The organism is Klebsiella sp. CN_Kp097, assembly GCF_040064495.1.
GTDB lineage: Bacteria > Pseudomonadota > Gammaproteobacteria > Enterobacterales > Enterobacteriaceae > Klebsiella > Klebsiella aerogenes.
The window spans coordinates 274,839-293,446 of the sequence record NZ_JBEAIL010000006.1 but is presented as its reverse complement, the minus strand read 5'-3'; the positions used below and the strand labels follow the sequence as shown (position 1 = coordinate 293,446).

Annotated in this window: 14 protein-coding genes; 7 read left to right on the top strand and 7 right to left on the bottom strand. The window is 57.2% G+C overall.

Annotation, left to right across the window (positions count from 1 at the left end):
* The first annotated feature begins 16 nt into the window (after positions 1–16).
* Entirely contained in the window at positions 17–2,335 is a 2,319-nt protein-coding gene (gene feoB, locus ABLV07_RS09885; protein ID WP_126337327.1) for a Fe(2+) transporter permease subunit FeoB, read from the top strand.
* Between the two features lie 12 nt (positions 2,336–2,347).
* The gene (gene feoC, locus ABLV07_RS09880) at positions 2,348–2,584 is read left to right on the top strand and encodes a [Fe-S]-dependent transcriptional repressor FeoC (protein ID WP_059304497.1); all 237 of its coding nucleotides are present in this window, start codon (positions 2,348–2,350) and stop codon (positions 2,582–2,584) included.
* Between the two features lie 49 nt (positions 2,585–2,633).
* Here feoC and ABLV07_RS09875 read toward each other — a convergent pair whose 3' ends face one another.
* Together ABLV07_RS09875 and bioH are read right to left on the bottom strand one after the other, a co-directional pair.
* Positions 2,634–2,903 (bottom strand): YdgH/BhsA/McbA-like domain containing protein, encoded by a 270-nt coding sequence (locus ABLV07_RS09875; protein WP_015369359.1) that lies wholly within the window; start codon positions 2,901–2,903, stop codon positions 2,634–2,636.
* Between the two features lie 112 nt (positions 2,904–3,015).
* Complete coding sequence (bioH, locus tag ABLV07_RS09870) at positions 3,016–3,798, bottom strand: pimeloyl-ACP methyl ester esterase BioH (RefSeq protein WP_032713170.1); 783 nt, start codon at positions 3,796–3,798, stop codon at positions 3,016–3,018.
* Between the two features lie 37 nt (positions 3,799–3,835).
* On the opposite strand from bioH, the gene gntX reads away from it, so the two are divergent.
* The 3 genes from gntX to gntT all read left to right on the top strand — a co-directional run bounded on the left by gntX (position 3,836) and on the right by gntT (position 6,804).
* Positions 3,836–4,510: a DNA utilization protein GntX gene (gene gntX, locus ABLV07_RS09865; protein WP_032706492.1), complete on the top strand. Its 675-nt coding sequence runs from the start codon at positions 3,836–3,838 to the stop codon at positions 4,508–4,510.
* Positions 4,511–4,568: 58 nt separating this feature from the next.
* Positions 4,569–5,144, top strand: a complete 576-nt coding sequence (nfuA, locus tag ABLV07_RS09860; protein WP_015369356.1) for a Fe-S biogenesis protein NfuA — start codon at positions 4,569–4,571, stop codon at positions 5,142–5,144.
* Positions 5,145–5,487: 343 nt separating this feature from the next.
* On the top strand, positions 5,488–6,804 hold the full coding sequence (gntT, locus tag ABLV07_RS09855) for a gluconate transporter (RefSeq protein ID WP_348853704.1): 1,317 nt from the start codon (positions 5,488–5,490) through the stop codon (positions 6,802–6,804).
* A gap of 253 nt (positions 6,805–7,057) precedes the next feature.
* Here gntT and malQ read toward each other — a convergent pair whose 3' ends face one another.
* Entirely contained in the window at positions 7,058–9,133 is a 2,076-nt protein-coding gene (malQ, locus tag ABLV07_RS09850) for a 4-alpha-glucanotransferase (RefSeq protein ID WP_063445216.1), read from the bottom strand.
* A gap of 10 nt (positions 9,134–9,143) precedes the next feature.
* Positions 9,144–11,534, bottom strand: coding sequence for a maltodextrin phosphorylase (malP, locus tag ABLV07_RS09845; protein ID WP_015703683.1), 2,391 nt, complete (start codon positions 11,532–11,534; stop codon positions 9,144–9,146).
* A gap of 621 nt (positions 11,535–12,155) precedes the next feature.
* On the opposite strand from malP, the gene malT reads away from it, so the two are divergent.
* Positions 12,156–14,861 (top strand): HTH-type transcriptional regulator MalT, encoded by a 2,706-nt coding sequence (gene malT, locus ABLV07_RS09840; RefSeq protein WP_015369352.1) that lies wholly within the window; start codon positions 12,156–12,158, stop codon positions 14,859–14,861.
* Positions 14,862–14,867: 6 nt separating this feature from the next.
* Here the strand turns inward: malT and ABLV07_RS09835 are convergent, their stop codons facing one another.
* From ABLV07_RS09835 to glpE, 3 genes are read right to left on the bottom strand one after another with little or no spacing between them, the layout of a single operon-like run.
* Complete coding sequence (locus ABLV07_RS09835; protein WP_046883666.1) at positions 14,868–15,626, bottom strand: DeoR/GlpR family transcriptional regulator; 759 nt, start codon at positions 15,624–15,626, stop codon at positions 14,868–14,870.
* 19 nt (positions 15,627–15,645) lie between these two features.
* Positions 15,646–16,476, bottom strand: a complete 831-nt coding sequence (gene glpG, locus ABLV07_RS09830; protein ID WP_015703685.1) for a rhomboid family intramembrane serine protease GlpG — start codon at positions 16,474–16,476, stop codon at positions 15,646–15,648.
* Between the two features lie 52 nt (positions 16,477–16,528).
* Positions 16,529–16,858 carry a thiosulfate sulfurtransferase GlpE gene (glpE, locus tag ABLV07_RS09825; RefSeq protein ID WP_015369349.1) on the bottom strand — a complete coding sequence of 110 codons (330 nt, stop codon included), beginning with the start codon at positions 16,856–16,858 and terminating at the stop codon, positions 16,529–16,531.
* A 206-nt stretch (positions 16,859–17,064) separates the two neighbouring features.
* Between glpE and glpD the strand changes: the two genes are divergently transcribed.
* Positions 17,065–18,573, top strand: a complete 1,509-nt coding sequence (gene glpD, locus ABLV07_RS09820; protein ID WP_020077778.1) for a glycerol-3-phosphate dehydrogenase — start codon at positions 17,065–17,067, stop codon at positions 18,571–18,573.
* The last annotated feature ends 35 nt before the right edge of the window (positions 18,574–18,608 follow it).

The following is an 18,608-nucleotide window of genomic DNA, read 5'->3' as shown; positions in this document are numbered from 1 at the left end:
ACTAAGAGTCTGAAAAATGAAAAAATTAACCGTTGGTTTAATTGGTAATCCTAATTCCGGCAAAACAACGTTATTTAATCAGCTAACCGGCGCGCGCCAGCGGGTGGGTAACTGGGCGGGGGTCACCGTTGAGCGTAAAGAAGGCGCCTTCACCACCACCGACCACCAGGTTACTCTGGTTGACCTGCCGGGAACCTATTCGCTGACCACCATCTCCTCGCAAACATCGCTCGATGAACAAATTGCCTGTCACTATATTCTCAGCGGCGATGCCGACCTGCTGATTAACGTCATCGACGCCTCGAACCTGGAACGTAACCTCTATCTGACTCTGCAGCTGCTGGAGTTGGGTATTCCCTGCGTCGTCGCGCTAAACATGCTCGATATTGCCGAAAAACAGCAAATCCGCATCGACGTCGACGCGCTGGCGGCCCGCCTCGGCTGCCCGGTGATTCCGCTGGTCTCCACCCGCGGTCGCGGCATCGAAGCGCTGAAAATGGCGCTTGACCGCCATGAGCAAAATCAGCCGCTGGAACTGGTGCACTATCCGCAATCTCTGCAGCGCGAAGCCGATATGCTGGCGCAGGCGATGCCTGCTGATATGCCGCTGCGTCAGCGCCGCTGGCTGGGGCTGCAGATGCTAGAAGGCGATATTTACAGCCGCGCCTTTGCCGGCAACGCCGCCGACAAACTGGATGTGGCGCTGGCCAACCTGAGCGGCGAGATGGACGATCCGGCGCTCTATATCGCCGATGCCCGCTATCAAAGCATTGCCGCGGTATGCGATGCCGTCAGTAACACCCTGACCGCTGAGCCGAGCCGGTTCACCACGGCGATGGATAAAATTATCCTTAACCGCTTCCTCGGCTTACCGATCTTCCTGTTCGTGATGTACCTGATGTTCCTGCTGGCTATCAACATCGGCGGCGCCCTGCAGCCGATTTTCGACGCCGGCTCGGTGGCTATCTTCATTCACGGCATCCAGTGGCTGGGCTACACCCTGCACTTCCCGGACTGGCTGACCGTGTTCCTCGCGCAAGGGCTGGGCGGCGGTATCAACACCGTGCTGCCGCTGGTGCCGCAAATCGGCATGATGTACCTGTTCCTCTCTTTCCTTGAGGACTCCGGGTATATGGCGCGCGCGGCCTTCGTAATGGACCGCCTGATGCAGGCGTTAGGCCTGCCGGGGAAATCCTTCGTGCCGCTGATCGTCGGTTTCGGCTGTAACGTGCCTTCCGTTATGGGCGCCCGTACGCTGGATGCGCCGCGTGAACGCCTGATGACCATCATGATGGCGCCATTTATGTCCTGCGGCGCCCGATTGGCGATTTTCGCGGTCTTCGCCGCCGCCTTCTTTGGGCAGAACGGCGCGCTGGCGGTCTTCTCACTGTACGTGCTGGGCATCGTGATGGCGATCCTCACCGGCCTGATGCTCAAATACACCATTATGCGCGGCGAAGCCTCGCCGTTCGTGATGGAGCTGCCGGTGTATCACGTACCGCACATCAAGAGCCTGGTTATCCAGACCTGGCAGCGCCTGAAAGGCTTCGTCCTGCGCGCCGGTAAGGTCATTGTGATTGTCAGTATTTTCCTCAGCGCGCTGAACAGCTTCTCGCTTAGCGGCAAAGTGGTCGATAACATCAACGACTCGGCGCTGGCTTCGGTTAGCCGAGTGATCACCCCAGTGTTTAAGCCGATTGGCGTGCATGAAGATAACTGGCAGGCAACCGTCGGCCTGTTTACCGGCGCGATGGCGAAAGAAGTGGTGGTCGGTACGTTGAACACCCTCTACACCGCGGAAGATATCCAGAATGAAGAGTTTAACCCACAGGAGTTTAGCCTTGGCGACGAGCTGTTAGCCGCCGTCGATGAAACCTGGCAGGGGCTGAAAGACACCTTTAGCCTGAGCGTGCTGGCGAACCCGATTGAAGCAAGCAAAGGCGATGGCGAAATGGAAACCGGCGCCATGGGGGTGATGGGCAGTAAATTCGGCAGCGCCGCCGCCGCGTACAGCTACCTGATCTTCGTCCTGCTCTATATTCCATGCATTTCCGTGATGGGAGCAATTGCCCGCGAGTCCAGCCGCGGTTGGATGATGTTCTCGGTGTTGTGGGGGTTGAATATCGCCTACTCGCTGTCGACGCTGTACTACCAGACCGTGAGCTTTAGCCAACACCCGCGCTACAGCCTGGTGTGTATTCTGGCGGTAATTCTGTTTAACGTCGTGGTCTTTGGCCTGTTGCGTCGGGCGCGTAGCCGGGTGGATGTTTCCCTGCTGGCGACGCGTAAAACCCCGACGTCTTGCTGCCAGAGCCCAGCCGGCGACTGCCACTAAGGAGCAATCATCATGGCATCGTTAATTGACGTTCGCGATATGCTGGCTCTGCAGGGGCGCATGGAAGCCGCTCAGCTGAGCGCCCGCCTGCATACGCCACAGCCGTTGATCGACGCCATGTTGAGCCGCCTGGAAGCGATGGGGAAAGCGGTCAAGATGACCGAAGATGCCGATGGCTGCCTTTCCGGCAGCTGTAAAAGCTGCCCGGAAGGGAAAGCCTGCCTGCGGGAGTGGTGGTCTTTGCGCTGAATGGATATCCCCGGATAGCGACTAGCTCCTTATCCGGGGAGCACCTGATTTACTTATACACGTCGGCGTTCGCGTGAACCGTCTTCTCGTTCTTCTCGCCGGCAATCACTACGAAGTACTTACCACCCAACTCATCCGCTTTCTTCGACAGATCGCGCTTCGCGTCCATCGGCGACGTGGTACGGGAAGTCGTGATGCTACCGACCTTGGTCAGATTCATCTTCGCGACTTCATCTTTTTGAATCTCTTTCGCCGCGAACGCGCCAAAAGAGAGGGAGCCTATCACCAGAGATGCAACAATACCTGTAACAAGTTTCATAGCCTTTACTCTCCATAAGGTTGTTATTTTTAGTTTGCGGCGGCAAAAACGAAATAATCAACCACCGCAACAACCTAAGTATTGCCCGATCCTGATGATTTACCACGCAGCGCTAAAAATAATTATTCAGCCGGTTTTTCAGCGCGATGAGAGGCTCACAGAATGGCTGGGGATGCGAAATAAACGGTGCGTGGGCCGCCTTTTCGAAGACAACAGACTCACTTTGCGGCCACAGCTCATCCAACAGAGGAACGATTTTACGCGGCACCAGCCCATCCAGTCGGCCATAGAGGCGCAAAAACGGCATGGTCAGCGCGGCGAGCGGTTGACGCAAATCGGCGGTTTTGAGGATTTCCAGCCCGCCGTTGAGAACCTCAGCAGGCGGCATCGGCAGCGACAGAACGGTGCTTTTCAGCGCCCGGGCGTCCTGGCGCGCGCTTTCGGTGCCCATGGTTTGCAGGGCGAGAAAACGCTCGACGGTACGCTGGAAATCTTCACTCAGCTGTTGCTGGAAGCCGCTCAGCACTTCCGGTTTAATCCCCGGCCACTGGTCGCGCGCGCCAAAACACGGCGAAGAAGCGACGGTCACCAGCGCCTGCACGCGTTGCGGGTGCTGCAGCGCCACCAGGCTCGCTACCAGCCCGCCCAGGCTCCAGCCAAGCCAGATAGCCTGCTCCGGCGCTTTTTCAACGACCTGCTGCGCCATCTCTTCAAGCGTTAAGGCGCCAAAACCACCGCTGCGGCCATAGCCCGGTAAATCCACCAGGTGAAGGGTAAAATGCGTAGCCAGTTCCGGCGTGATGCAATCCCATACGTTGGCATTCAGCCCCCAGCCGTGCAGCAGCACAAGATGACAATTTCCTTCGCCCGTGGTTTGCCACCAGATGTCATTCATCAGTTACTGTTCTCTTTCCATCACTATGAGGGGAATTATGCTAACAGCACACAGCTTATGCTGGCTATGCCAAATGCCGCTGGCCATGGCTCACTGGGGGATGTGCTCGCGGTGCACCGCCTCGCTGCTCGTCACGCCATCGCTCTGCCCGCAGTGCGGTTTACCGGCATTGGCGCCCGCCTTGCCCTGTGGACGCTGCCTGCAAAAACCACCGCCCTGGCAGCGGCTGGTGACGGTGAATAGCTATGCCCCACCGCTAAGCGGGCTGGTACACCAGTTTAAGTTTGCCCGTCATCCGGAACTCGCGGCGGCGCTGGCGCGACTGCTTCTTTTACGCCTGCGCCTTAATTGCGGGCTGCCGCCAGTGGATCGGATTGTCAGCGTGCCGCTGTGGCAGCGCCGTCATTGGCGTCGGGGATTTAACCAAAGCGAGGCGCTATGTCGCCCGCTGGCGCGCTGGATGGGCTGCGCCTGGCGCGGCGATGCGCTGACGCGAAGCCGGCGTACCGCAACGCAGCATCAGTTAAGCGCCAGATTACGTAAGCAGAACCTGAAAAATGCTTTCCAGGTTGAATTATCCGTTCGGGGCCTCCATATCGCCATTGTGGATGATGTCGTCACAACCGGAAGCACCGTCGCCGAGATTTCCCGCCTGCTTTTGCGAAACGGCGCCGCGACGGTTCAGGTATGGTGTTTGTGCCGTACCTTGTAGACCCCCGCTGATGGGCGTATTATAACCCAGTAAAATAGTCAACTATTAGGCCAACGCTATGATCCGTATTTCCGATGCTGCACAAGCGCACTTTGCCAAACTGCTGGCAAATCAGGAAGAAGGGACGCAAATTCGCGTATTTGTGATTAATCCCGGCACCCCAAACGCTGAGTGCGGCGTATCCTATTGCCCACCGGATGCGGTGGAAGACACCGACACGGCGCTGAAATTTGAACAGCTGACCGCGTATGTTGATGAACTCAGCGCACCTTATCTGGAAGATGCTGAAATCGACTTCGTCACTGACCAGCTCGGTTCCCAGCTGACGCTGAAAGCGCCGAACGCCAAAATGCGTAAGGTTTCCGACGATGCCCCGCTGATGGAGCGCGTGGAGTACCTGCTGCAGTCGCAGATCAACCCACAGCTGGCCGGTCACGGCGGTCGCGTTTCGCTGATGGAAATCACCGAAGACGGTCTGGCTATCCTGCAGTTCGGCGGCGGTTGCAACGGCTGCTCAATGGTCGATGTGACCCTGAAAGAAGGGATCGAAAAGCAGCTGCTGAACGAATTCCCGGAGCTGAAAGGCGTGCGCGATCTGACCGAACACCAGCGCGGCGAGCACTCCTACTACTAAGCTTCCCCCTCTCGCCCGGCAACAATCCGTTTGCCGGGCGACTTCTCCCTTCAGCATGTTACCGCACAACATTTCTGACTAGCCATCACGGCAAAAACCCGGCAGAGAGTATGACTTAAGTCTCATATTTAAAATTTACCCCGCGCAGGGCATTCTCAAAGCTCACATGTTACCCGTATCATCCACAGCAAGCACCACCGACAAAAAAATAGCCAGCTATCCTTTCTCTGGGTCAGGAATAAGCCAGCTTTACGGTGCAAGACATCCTTGTTCCTCTGCGGAACGGATACTGTAGATGTTCAGACTTTAACGTTACCCATAACAAGTTAAGGCCAGGTAAATCATGCCATTAGTCATCGTAGCTATCGGGGTTGCCCTGTTATTGTTGCTGATGATCCGTTTCAAAATGAACGGCTTCATCGCTCTGGTTCTGGTGGCGCTCGCCGTCGGATTAATGCAGGGTATGTCTCTGGATAAAGTCATCGTATCCATCAAAAACGGCGTGGGGGGCACGCTCGGCAGCCTCGCACTGATCATGGGCTTCGGCGCTATGCTCGGTAAAATGCTGGCGGACTGCGGCGGCGCGCAGCGTATCGCCACTACCCTGATTGATAAATTCGGTAAAAAACATATTCAATGGGCCGTTGTACTGACCGGTTTCACCGTCGGTTTTGCCCTGTTCTATGAAGTCGGTTTCGTGCTGATGCTGCCGCTGGTCTTTACCATCGCCGCTTCCGCGCGTATCCCGCTGCTGTACGTTGGCGTACCGATGGCCGCGGCGCTCTCCGTCACCCACGGTTTCCTGCCGCCACACCCGGGCCCGACCGCTATCGCGACAATTTTCCACGCCGATATGGGCAAAACGCTGCTCTACGGGACAATTCTGGCTATCCCGACGGTTATTCTCGCCGGCCCGGTTTTCGCCCGTTTCCTGAAAGGTATTGATAAACCGATCCCGGAAGGCCTGCACAACCCGAAAACCTTCACTGAAGAAGAGATGCCGGGCTTTGGCGTCAGCGTCTGGACCTCTCTGGTACCGGTGATCCTGATGGCGATGCGCGCCGTCGCCGAGATGGTTCTGCCGAAGGGCCACGCCTTCCTGCCCGTTGCCGAGTTCTTCGGCGACCCGGTGATGGCGACCCTGATTGCGGTGCTGATCGCGCTGTTCACTTTCGGCCTCAATCGCGGCCGTTCCATGGAGCAGATCAACGATACGCTGACCTCCTCTATCAAAATCATCGCCATGATGCTGTTGATCATCGGCGGCGGCGGCGCCTTCAAGCAGGTGCTGGTGGATAGCGGCATGGATAAGTACATCGCCTCTATCATGCACGAATCCAATATGTCACCGCTGTTTATGGCGTGGTCTATCGCTGCGGTGCTGCGTATTGCGCTGGGTTCGGCTACCGTTGCCGCTATCACCGCAGGTGGTATCGCCGCGCCGCTGATTGCCACTACCGGCGTTAGCCCGGAGCTGATGGTTATCGCCGTGGGTTCCGGTAGCGTTATCTTCTCCCACGTGAACGACCCAGGTTTCTGGCTGTTCAAAGAGTATTTCAACCTGACCATTGGCGAGACCATCAAGTCCTGGTCGGTACTGGAAACCATTATTTCCGTGTGCGGCCTGGTTGGTTGTCTGCTGCTGGGGATGGTGGTGTAACCCTCTCTCCCTGAGATAAAAAAGGCCGGGTGCGCATCATGCGCCCCGGCCTTTTTTGTTCTTCGTTTCCCGGATAGCGGCGCAAAGCGCCTTATCCGGGCTACCCGCGGTGCCGTTTTTTGTCGGATGGCGGCTAACGCCTTATCCGACCTACGATCCTGGGGATGGTGGTGTAATCCTCGTTCCCTTTTTGTTCTTCAGCTCTCAACCGTAGCCCCGGTAAGCGCAGCGCCACCGGGGAATTCTCTCTGGATTAGCGGGCTTTGCGGCGCTTATCCAGATCTTTAATCAGCTTATTCACCTGCGCATCGGCAAACATCTGCTCGAGCGTCACGCTAAGCTTACGCCGCCAGTTGGGATACTCGGTACTGGTGCCCGGGATGTTGACCGGCGAAGCCATCTCCAGCCAATCTTCCGGCTGCAGCCCAAGCAGGGCGCTGTTGCTGTCGGCGATATAGCGCTGCATCCCGCGATTGAGCGTTGAGGTCATCGCCATCAGCGAGGCTTTATGTCCGGCGCGCTTCGGCAAACAGCCGTGCCGATGCAGCGCATCCAGCAACCCCTGCTTTGCTTGTTCGCGATCGGCATATAAGCCGCGCAGCACCACTTCATCCGGATACAGACCCAGCGTCTTCCCGAGCGTCAAATCACCGCTCTCCCAATAGCCGCGCAGCGTCGGGAGATCGTGGGTCGTTGCGACCGCCATCGACTGCTGTGGATAAGCCTTCGGCGCGCGGAACGTTTTATCAGGGCCATTTTCGAAATAGAGCACTTTATACGAGTAAACGCCGCTTTTGCGCAGCTTGCCGACGATTTCAACCGGTACGGTACCGAGGTCTTCGCCAATGACCATGCAGCGGTGCCGCTGGCTCTCCAGCGCCAGGATCGCCAGCAGGTCATCCACGGGATACTGCACATAGGCGCCATGGTCGGCGGTTTCGCCATACGGTATCCACCATAAACGCAGCACCGACATCACGTGGTCAATACGCAATGCGCCGCAGTTTTGCATATTCGCTCGTAGCAGTTCGATAAACGGCTCGTAGGCGCGGGCAACCATTACATGCGGATCCATCGGCGGCAGGCCCCAGTTCTGTCCCAGCGGGCCGAGGATATCCGGCGGCGCGCCGACGGAAGCCTTGAGGCAATACAGCTCGCGATCGCACCACGTCTCCGATCCGCCTTCGGCGACGCCGACCGCCAGATCGCGATACAGGCCAATCGGCATCCCGTCCTGCTGGCTGGTGTGCCAACAGGCGGCGAACTGCGTATATGCCAGCCACTGCAGCCATAGATAAAAGCTCACCTCATCGGCATGCTCCGCACAGAAGGTTTTCACCTGCGGGCTGCTCGTGCTCTGATACGCTTCCGGCCATGCCGGCCAGCCCCAGCGCATCGGATCCTGACGGCTTTGCCAGGCATGCAGCGCATCAAACGCCGCCTGCCAGTAGAGACTTTCGCCCTCGCGCAGCACGAACTGACGGAACTCCGCCATTTGCTCATCTTCACGCGTAGAAAACTCGGCCCACGCCAGACGCAGCGCGGTCAACTTCAGCGCGGTGACAGCGGTATAGTCGACATCAGCGGTCTGCCGCGCGGCCTGCAAGGCCTGCTGGGTTTCCGCAAGCTGCCACCATGCCTGCGCGGCAGGGCTACGCTGGAAATCCTCCACCGCGTTGACGTCGATATAGATGACGTTAAGCCAGCGGCGCGAGGACGGACTGTACGGACTGGCGCTCTCCGGGTTCGCCGGATAGAGCGCGTGAATCGGGTTGAGGCCGATAAACGCGCCGCCGCGACGGGCGATTTCCGGCAGCATGGCGCGTAGATCGCCGAAGTCGCCAATGCCCCAGTTGTCCTCAGAACGCAGGGTGTAGAGCTGGACGCAGGCGCCCCATAGCTTTTTGCCCTCTTTGAGCGCCTGCGGTTCGTAGCAGCGCGCCGGGGCGACGATCGCCCGGCAGTGCCAGCGTTCGCCGTCCCGCGTGAGGGTCAGGGTGTGATAGCCCGTCGGCAATCGCCCAGGCAAAGCGAGCGTTTCGCCGCCGCGCGTCTCACCCTGATACTGCTTACCTTCTTCGGTCGTCAGCAGCCAGTGAAACGCGCCGCTTCCCGCTACCGGCAACTGCATTTTTTTACCGTGGGTAAAAACCTTGACGCTGGGCAGCGGTTCTACTGCCGCTTTCGCGGCAGTAGACGTACGATGCATAGCATCCAGCAAACGTTGTTTGGTGGCCGCCGCGATCGACTGCGGCTGGCCGTGCGCGTTGATATAGCTGGGGCTGATCCCCGCCGCCAGCGCGGCATTATCAAGGCGTTTATTCTCCATAGGCCTGTCCTTAGCGTTTTGCCTGCCAGATACGTTGCTGATAATCACGAATAGAGCGGTCGGAGCTGAACATGCCGCAGCGCGCGGTGTTGAGGATCGCCGCACGGGTCCAGGCTTCCTGGTCGCGATACAGTTCGTCTACCTGCTTCTGCGCCGCGACGTAAGCGCTAAAGTCAGCCAGCACCAGGTAAGGATCGCCGCCTTGCAGCAGGCTATGCAGCATCTGATCAAAGGCGTGTTTGTCGCCGCCGCTATATTTACCGCTTTCCAGCTCTTTCAGCACCGCGTCCAGCAGCTTATCTTTTTTGCGCCATTTCAGCGGATCGTAGCCTTTCGCCTTCAACGCCTTAACTTCTTCCACGGTATGGCCGAAGATAAAGATATTGTCCTCGCCAACCTGCTCAGCGATTTCAACGTTGGCGCCGTCAAGAGTGCCGACGGTCAACGCGCCGTTCAGCGCCAGCTTCATGTTGCCGGTACCGGAGGCCTCTTTACCCGCCGTGGAAATCTGCTCGGAGACGTCAGCCGCCGGGATCAGCATTTCCGCCGCCGATACGCAGTAATCCGGCAGGAAGACCACTTTCAGCTTATCGCCCACCAGCGGATCGTTATTGATCGCCTCGGCCACTTTGTTGATCGCCAGAATAATATTCTTCGCCAGGTAGTAGCCCGGCGCGGCTTTAGCGCCAAACAGGAAGACGCGCGGTACACGGTCGGCCTGCGGGTTTTCGCGGATCTCTTTATACTGCGCCAGAATATTCAGCAGGTTGAGATGCTGGCGTTTGTATTCGTGCAGGCGCTTAATCTGGATATCGAAAATCGCCTGCGGGTTGATGTCGATACCGGTACGCCGCTTCACGAACTCAGCGAGACGCACTTTATTCGCCTGCTTAATGTCACGATAAACCTGACGGAATTTGGCATCGTCGGCGTACTTCTCCAGCTTGATCAGCTGGTCGAGATCGTTGGCCCACTCTTTCTTCAGCGTCTTATCAAGCAGGGCAGCCAGCGCCGGATTACACTGTTTAATCCAGCGACGCGGCGTAATGCCGTTGGTCACGTTATGGAATTTGTTCGGCCACAGCTGGTGATATTCCGGGAACAGATCCTTCACCACCAAATCGGAGTGCAGCGCCGCGACGCCGTTCACCGCAAAGCCGCTCACCACGCACATGTTGGCCATGCGAACCTGTTTATCATGGACCACCGCCAGCTTCGCCCACACCTGCTTATCGCCCGGCCAGGTTTTCTCCACCAGCAGTTTAAATCTGTCGTTAATCTCTTTGATTATCTGCATGTGGCGCGGCAGCAGCGCCTTGACCAGCTTCTCATCCCAGCACTCCAGCGCTTCCGGCATCAGAGTATGGTTGGTGTAAGCGAAGGTTTTGCTGGTGATGGCCCACGCATCGTCCCAGCTCATCTGGTGCTCATCAAGCAGCACGCGCAGCAGCTCCGGGATGGCGATGGTCGGGTGGGTGTCGTTCAACTGGATCACTTCATAATCCGCCAGCTCATGCAGCTTGCGGCCAGCCAGATGGTGACGACGCAGAATATCGGCCACCGAGCAGGCGCACTGGAAGTACTGCTGCATCAGGCGCAGTTTTTTCCCCGCCAGATGGTTGTCATTCGGATACAGCACCTTGGTCAATTTTTCGGCGTCGATACCTTGCTGCTCCGCGCGCAGGAAATCGCCGTCGTTGAATTTGGTCAGGTTGAACGGATGGGCATGTTTTGCCTGCCACAGACGCAGCGGCTGCGCGACGTTATTGCGATAGCCAAGCACCGGCAGATCCCAGGCTTCGCCGGTAATCACGAAAGCCGGTTGCCATTCGCCGCTTTTGCTGACTTTACCGCCGATGCCCACCTGCACATCCAGCGCTTCGTTGTGGCGGAACCACGGATAGCTGCCGCGTCCCCAATCATCCGGCGCTTCCATCTGCTGACCGTCAGCGAAGGATTGACGGAACAGACCGTACTGGTAGTTCAGGCCGTAACCGGTTGCCGACTGGCCGACGGTGGCCATAGAATCCAGGAAGCAGGCCGCCAGACGGCCCAGGCCGCCGTTGCCCAGCGCCGGATCGGTCTCTTCTTCCAGCAGGTCGGTCAACTGGATGTCGTACGCCTTCAGCGTCTCGCTCACTCCTTCATACCAGCCCAGGTTGAGCAGGTTATTACCGGTCAGGCGACCGATCAGGAACTCCATCGAAATGTAGTTAACGTGGCGCTGTCCTTTAACGGTTTCCGCCGCCGGTTGCGCCGCCAAAAGCTCCGCCAGCGCGCCGCTGACCGCACGCCACCACTGGCGTTGGGTCATCTCTGCGGCTGACGATAAACCGAAACGCTGCCACTGACGCGTCAGTGCAGCCTGAAACTGAGCCTGGTTAAAAGAAGTCTGTGACATAAGAAATCCTGGTCCTTTACTAAAACGTTAGCCTTAGTGTGCCGACCTCCCGAGGCCGCTGCCTCCTCCCGAGGGGGATTAGACAGGGAGGAGTAGCGGGGATGAGCGAAAATTGTGATCGCGGCCACTTTAACGTTAGCTCGTCGACGGGAATTCGCCGCCCTATTGCGCGTGTAGAACAATAATTTCGCCAGCGCAACGAACGGCAAATTTGTTACAGCGCAATTCATAGCGCAAAGCAAAATTCGCACAGGCCATTATCGTGAAATAAAAAATAAACTACTGACAGAATAAAAAGATGCCATGACAAAAATACGTGAAATAGATTAAACCTAAGAATCCACTGACGATAATTTAATAAAAACAATCAACTACAAAAAATGCCGGGTAAAGTAATTTCGTCCCGGACGAAACCGTCGTAAACCGAGGCATGACGCGTTCTGGTACCGGTTTAAAGCTAATTAAAAACCGAAGCGAGAAATTGTGACCGAGAGCAAATTCAAGAGCATCAATTTTGGACATAACTTGCAATAACTTTCATTATCGCCGACCTTAGGAGTCATTAATTACGAAGCGCAAAAAAAATCCCCATCCCTTTCTTGCACAGCGAAAAAGTGAACTATGTTGATTCCGTCAAAATTAAGTCGTCCATCCCGTCTTGAACACACTGTGGTTCGCGAACGGTTGCTGGCGAAACTTTCCGGCGCGAACAATTATCGTCTCGCGTTGGTGACCAGCCCGGCAGGTTACGGCAAAACCACGCTCGTTTCGCAGTGGGCTTCGGGTAAACATGACCTTGGCTGGTTTTCGCTTGATGAAGGCGATAATCAACAAGAGCGCTTCGCCAGCTATCTGATTGCGGCGATTCAACAGGCGACAGGCGGCCACTGCGCCGCCAGCGAAGCCATGGTGCAAAAGCGCCAGTACGCCAGCCTGCCGTCGCTGTTTGCGCAGCTGTTTATTGAGCTTGCCGACTGGCAGCGTCCGCTGTACCTGGTCATTGATGATTATCACCTGATTACCAATCCGGTGATCCACGATGCCATGCGCTTCTTCTTGCGCCATCAGCCAGAGACCATGACGCTGGTAGTGCTGTCGCGCAACCTGCCGCAGTTGGGGATCGCCAACCTACGGGTGCGCGAGCAGTTACTGGAAATCGGCAGCCAACAGTTGGCTTTTACTCATCAGGAAGCGAAACAGTTCTTTGACTGCCGCCTCGCCTCCCCCATTGAAGCCGATGACAGCAGTCGCCTGTGCGATGACGTCGCCGGTTGGGCCACCGCCCTGCAGCTCATCGCCCTCTCCGCCCGGCAGAAAAACACCTCAGCCCAGCACTCCGCCCGTCGTCTCGCCGGGATTAACGCCAGCCACCTTTCCGACTATCTGGTCGATGAAGTGCTGGATAACGTCGATGCCCGTACCCGCAGCTTCTTGTTAAAAAGCTCGCTGCTGCGCTCGATGAATGACGCGCTTATCGTCCGCGTCACCGGCGAAGAGAACGGCCAGATGCAACTGGAAGAGATCGAACGTCAGGGGCTGTTTCTGCACCGGATGGATGACTCCGGCGAGTGGTTCCGCTATCACCCGCTATTCGGCAACTTCCTGCGCCAGCGCTGTCAGTGGGAAATGGCCACCGAGCTACCGGAAATTCACCGCGCCGCCGCCGAAGCGTGGATGGCGCAGGGGTTCCCCACCGAAGCCATCCATCATGCGCTTGCCGCTGGCGATGCCGCCATGCTGCGCGATATTTTGCTCAACCACGCCTGGGGCATGTTCAACCATAGTGAGCTGGGTCTGCTGGAACAATCGCTGGCGGCGCTGCCGTGGTCGAACCTGCTGGAAAACCCGCGGCTGATCCTGTTACAGGCCTGGCTGATGCAGAGCCAGCATCGCTATAGCGAAGTGAATACCCTGCTGGCCCGCGCCGAGCAGGAGATGGATGTCGAAATGGATACCGCGATGCACGGCGATTTCAACGCCCTGCGCGCGCAGGTCGCTATCAACGCCGGCGATCAGGACGAAGCCGAGCGTCTGGCAATGGTGGCGCTGGATGAACTGCCGCTGGCGAGCTATTACAGCCGCATCGTCGCCACTTCCGTTCACGGCGAAGTGCTGCACTGCAAAGGCCACCTGAGCAAATCGCTGGCGGTGATGCAGCAAACAGAACAGATGGCTCGCCGTCATGACGTCTGGCACTACGCCCTGTGGAGCATGATCCAGCAGAGCGAGATTCTGTTTGCCCAGGGCTTCCTGCAGGCGGCATGGGAGATTCAGGATAAAGCTTTCCAGCTTATCCGCGATCAGCATCTTGAACAGCTGCCGATGCATGAGTTCCTGTTGCGCATCCGCGCGCAGCTGCTGTGGGCGTGGGCGCGTCTTGATGAAGCAGAAGAAAGTGCCCGCAGCGGCATCGCTGTGCTGGCAAACTACCAGCCGCAGCAGCAGTTGCAGTGCCTGGCGTTGATGGTGCAGTGCTCGCTGGCGCGCGGCGATCTCGACAACGCCCGCAGCTTATTAAACCGCCTGGAAAATCTGCTGGGCAACGGCCACTATCACAGCGATTGGGTCTCTAACGCCGACAAAGTGCGGGTGATCTACTGGCAGATGACCGGTGATAAAACCGCAGCGGCCAACTGGCTGCGCCAGACGCCGAAACCTGAATTCGCCAATAACCACTTCCTGCAAAGCCAGTGGCGCAACATTGCCCGCGCACAGATCCTTCTCGGTGATTTTGATTCCGCCGAAATGGTGCTGGAAGAGTTAAATGAAAATGCCCGCTCGCTGCGGCTGATGAGCGATATCAACCGTAACCTGCTACTGTTGAACCAGCTGTACTGGCAGGCGGAGCGCAAGGGCGAGGCGCAAAAAGTGTTAATGGAAGCTTTAACCCTCGCTAACCGCACCGGCTTTATCAACCACTTCGTGATTGAAGGCGAAGCCATGGCCCAGCAGCTGCGTCAGCTGATTCAACTGAATACGCTGCCGGAGCTGGAGCAGCACCGCGCCCAGCGTATCCTGCGCGATATTAACCAGCATCATCGACATAAATTCGCCCATTTCGACGAGAGCTTCGTCGAACGGCTGCTGAACCACCCGGAAGTGCCGGAGCTTATCCGCACCAGTCCGCTGACCCAGCGCGAGTGGCAGGTGTTAGGGCTTATCTATTCCGGTTACAGCAACGAGCAGATCGCCGGCGAACTGGATGTCGCGGCCACCACGATTAAAACGCATATTCGCAATCTATATCAGAAACTGGGCGTCGCGCACCGCCAGGATGCCGTTCAGCATGCCCAGCGGTTGCTCAAAATGATGGGATACGGCGTATAACGCCGTTTAGCACAGCTCCAGCTGCAGGTTGTTGTCTTTAATCACCTTCAGCACGCCTGCGGGCGGCATGATATCGGTATAAACCGCATCGACCATACTAATGCTGCCCATGTTCACCATCGCATTACGGCCAAACTTCGAGTGATCCACCACCAGCATCACGTGGCGCGAATTTTCGATAATCGCCCGCTTGGTGCGCACTTCATGGTAATCAAACTCCAGCAGCGAGCCGTCGCTATCAATACCGCTTATACCGAGAATGCCGAAGTCGAGGCGGAACTGGGAGATAAAATCGAGCGTCGCTTCGCCGATGATCCCGCCGTCGCGGCTACGCAGCTCACCACCGGCGAGGATAATGCGAAAATCGTCTTTCACCATCAGCGTATTCGCGACGTTGAGATTGTTGGTCACAATCCGCAGGTCATTATGATCGAGCAACGCATGGGCCACTGCTTCCGGCGTCGTGCCAATGTCGATAAACAGGGTTGCGCCGTCGGGGATTTCGCTCGCCACTTTCCGCGCGATGCGCTCTTTTTCCGCCGTCTGGGTCGCTTTCCTGTCGTGCCACGAGGTGTTGACCGAGCTTGAAGGCATCGCCGCGCCGCCGTGGTGGCGCATGATCATTTTTTGTTCCGCTAAATCATTCAGATCGCGACGAATAGTCTGCGGGCTGACGGCAAACTGCTCCACCAGCTCTTCGGTACTGACGTATCCCTGTTTTTTTACCAGCTCGATAATCGCGTCATGACGTTGTGTTTGTTTCATGAAATATCCCTGGGAATCTCTACGTTCGTTTTCGCACATTTAGCGTATCGACAAACGCCATCGCCAGCCCGACTGCCAGGCCCGCCACGTGCGCGCCATTGGCGATCGACATGCCGAAAACATCAAACCATCCAGCCACTAACCACACTAAAGAGAAGAGGATCAGACCGCGTTGCAGATAAATACCGCTCTGCGGGTCGCGCTCGCCACGCAGCCAGACATAGCCCATTAATGCATAGACCACTCCCGACAAACCGCCGAACCACGGGCCGCTAACCTGATGCTGGACGAATCCGCTCAGCAGAGCGCTGATAATGGTAATCACCACCAGTTTGCCGCTACCGATGCGCTTCTCCACCGCACCGCCGAGGTACCACCACCATAGCAGGTTAAACAGAATATGCATCAGCGAGAAGTGCATGAAAGCATGGGTAAGATAGCGCCAGGCTTCGAATTTCAGCGATGGATCGTAGGGCCAGGCAAGCCAGATCATCATCGTCTGATCGCCCAGAACGTTTTGCAGTATGAAGACCAGGATACAGGCCAGCAAAATCGCCCACGTAAACGGCCCGGCGTTGTTACGCAAGGTAGCTAAAAACGGGAAGCGTTGATAATGCAATCCGCTATTGGTATGCCCCGATTGCCAGCTGGCGGCGAGATAGCGCGGGTCGGCCGGGTTTTCGAGAAAACGGGCCAGCTCGGCCTGCACCCGCGCGGCCTGGCTTTCATCAGCCAGCCAGACATCGCTCTGCGTGTGCTGTTGGATAGTCAGGATGACCCCCTGCGTCGCCATATAGTCGACAAACGCCTGGGCCACGCGCGGGTTGGCAAAAGAGGTAATCATTAACATACAGCGGATCGCTTATTCCACACAAAGGGGGCTAGTATATACCGTACCGCGCTTATAGCGAGCCGTGCGCGACTTCCGCCGGGAAATGACGATGCCAGGCGTCAAAACCGCCATCGACGCTGTAGACGTTCTCGAAGCCCTGCTGCAGCAGATACTGCGCGGCGCCTTTACTGCTGTTGCCGTGGTAGCACATCACCATCACCGGCGTCTCAAAATCGTTATCGCGCATAAAAGCGCCCAGGGTATCGTTGGTCAGATGAAACGCGCCCGGCGTGTGCCCCATGGCATAGCTTTGCGGATCGCGGATATCGACCAGCACCGCCTTCTGCTGATGCAGTTTCTGATGCGCTTCTTCTACATTGATACATTCAAATTGTTCCATGGTTCTCTTCTCTATTGCACTTCATGACGGGCGGTGACCGACCCTGATTTTACCCGCTAGTGTACCGTCAGGCGGTAAATAAACGCCAATATGTTACATGCATCACTCTGAAATGTTTTTTTGATGTTACCAAAAGCGCGTTTGTTTGCTATAGTGAGCGATATCGAACATTTATGAGCTTAAACGAAAGTGAACGAGGTGCGAGCGTGGAAATCAAAGATCTGATTGTGATAGGCGGAGGCATCAACGGTGCCGGTATCGCGGCAGACGCCGCCGGGCGCGGTTTATCCGTGCTGATGCTGGAAGCGAGAGACCTTGCCTGCGCCACCTCGAGCGCCAGCTCAAAACTGATTCACGGCGGCCTGCGCTACCTGGAACACTACGAATTCCGCCTGGTCAGCGAAGCGCTGGCGGAGCGCGAGGTGTTATTAAAAATGGCGCCGCATTTGGCCTTCCCGATGCGCTTTCGCTTACCACATCGCCCGCATCTGCGCCCGGCGTGGATGATTCGTATCGGTCTGTTTTTATACGATCACCTCGGCAAACGTACCAGCCTGCCGGGCTCGACCGGTTTGCGCTTTGGCGCGGAATCGGTACTTAAGCCGGAAATCGTGCGCGGTTTCGAATATTCCGACTGCTGGGTCGACGATGCGCGTCTGGTTCTTGCCAACGCCCAGATGGTGGTACGTAAAGGCGGCGAGGTTCGCACCCGCACCCGCGCTATCTCGGCAAAACGCGAAAACGGCCTGTGGGTGGTGGAAGCGGAAGATATCGATAGCGGCGAAAAATTCACCTGGCACGCGCGCGGCCTGGTTAACGCCACCGGCCCGTGGGTGAAACATTTCTTCGACGAAGGCATGCATCTGCGCTCGCCGTATGGCATCCGTCTGATCAAAGGCAGCCATATCGTGGTGCCGCGCGTGCACACCCAGAAGCAGGCCTATATCCTGCAAAACGAAGATAAACGTATCGTGTTTGTCATCCCGTGGATGGATGAGTTCTCAATTATCGGCACCACCGACGTCGAGTACAACGGCGATCCAAAAGAGGTGGCGATCGATGATAAAGAGATCAACTACCTGCTGAACGTCTACAACGCGCACTTTAAAAAGACGCTGTCGCGCGACGATATCGTCTGGACTTACTCCGGCGTGCGTCCGCTGTGCGACGATGAATCCGACTCGCCGCAGGCGATTACCCGCGACTATACCCTCGATATTCACGATGAGAACGGTCAGGCGCCGCTGCTGTCGGTATTCGGCGGCAAGCTCACCACCTACCGTAAACTGGCGGAACATGCGCTGGAAAAACTGACGCCGTATTATCAGGGGATTGGCCCGGCGTGGACCAAAACCGCCGTTCTGCCCGGCGGCGATATCGGCGGCGACCGCGACGACTACGCGGCGAAACTGCGCCGTCGCTTCGCGTTTATCAGCGAATCAATGGCCCGCCACTACGCCCGCACCTACGGCAGCAACAGCGAGTGGATCCTTGGCGAAGCGACTTCGCTTGCCGATCTGGGAGAAGATTTTGGCCACGAGTTTTATGAAGCCGAGCTGAAGTACCTGGTCGAACACGAGTGGGTTCGCAGCCTGGATGACGCTATCTGGCGCCGTACCAAACAGGGGATGTGGCTGAATGCCGAGCAGCAGGCGCGTATCAGCGAGTGGCTGGCGCAACATACGGGAAAGTCTGAACTGTCGTTAGCGTCCTGACATGCCCCGGGCTGCGGCTGACGCCTGGCCCGGGC

Bases quoted from the DNA above. Each gene is read 5' to 3' on its own strand.
- feoB (WP_126337327.1), top strand. From the start codon at position 17: ATGAAAAAATTAACCGTTGGTTTAATTGGTAATCCTAATTCCGGCAAA.
- feoC (WP_059304497.1), top strand. From the start codon at position 2,348: ATGGCATCGTTAATTGACGTTCGCGATATGCTGGCTCTGCAGGGGCGC.
- ABLV07_RS09875 (WP_015369359.1), bottom strand. From the start codon at position 2,903: ATGAAACTTGTTACAGGTATTGTTGCATCTCTGGTGATAGGCTCCCTC.
- bioH (WP_032713170.1), bottom strand. From the start codon at position 3,798: ATGAATGACATCTGGTGGCAAACCACGGGCGAAGGAAATTGTCATCTT.
- gntX (WP_032706492.1), top strand. From the start codon at position 3,836: ATGCTAACAGCACACAGCTTATGCTGGCTATGCCAAATGCCGCTGGCC.
- nfuA (WP_015369356.1), top strand. From the start codon at position 4,569: ATGATCCGTATTTCCGATGCTGCACAAGCGCACTTTGCCAAACTGCTG.
- gntT (WP_348853704.1), top strand. From the start codon at position 5,488: ATGCCATTAGTCATCGTAGCTATCGGGGTTGCCCTGTTATTGTTGCTG.
- malQ (WP_063445216.1), bottom strand. From the start codon at position 9,133: ATGGAGAATAAACGCCTTGATAATGCCGCGCTGGCGGCGGGGATCAGC.
- malP (WP_015703683.1), bottom strand. From the start codon at position 11,534: ATGTCACAGACTTCTTTTAACCAGGCTCAGTTTCAGGCTGCACTGACG.
- malT (WP_015369352.1), top strand. From the start codon at position 12,156: ATGTTGATTCCGTCAAAATTAAGTCGTCCATCCCGTCTTGAACACACT.
- ABLV07_RS09835 (WP_046883666.1), bottom strand. From the start codon at position 15,626: ATGAAACAAACACAACGTCATGACGCGATTATCGAGCTGGTAAAAAAA.
- glpG (WP_015703685.1), bottom strand. From the start codon at position 16,476: ATGTTAATGATTACCTCTTTTGCCAACCCGCGCGTGGCCCAGGCGTTT.
- glpE (WP_015369349.1), bottom strand. From the start codon at position 16,858: ATGGAACAATTTGAATGTATCAATGTAGAAGAAGCGCATCAGAAACTG.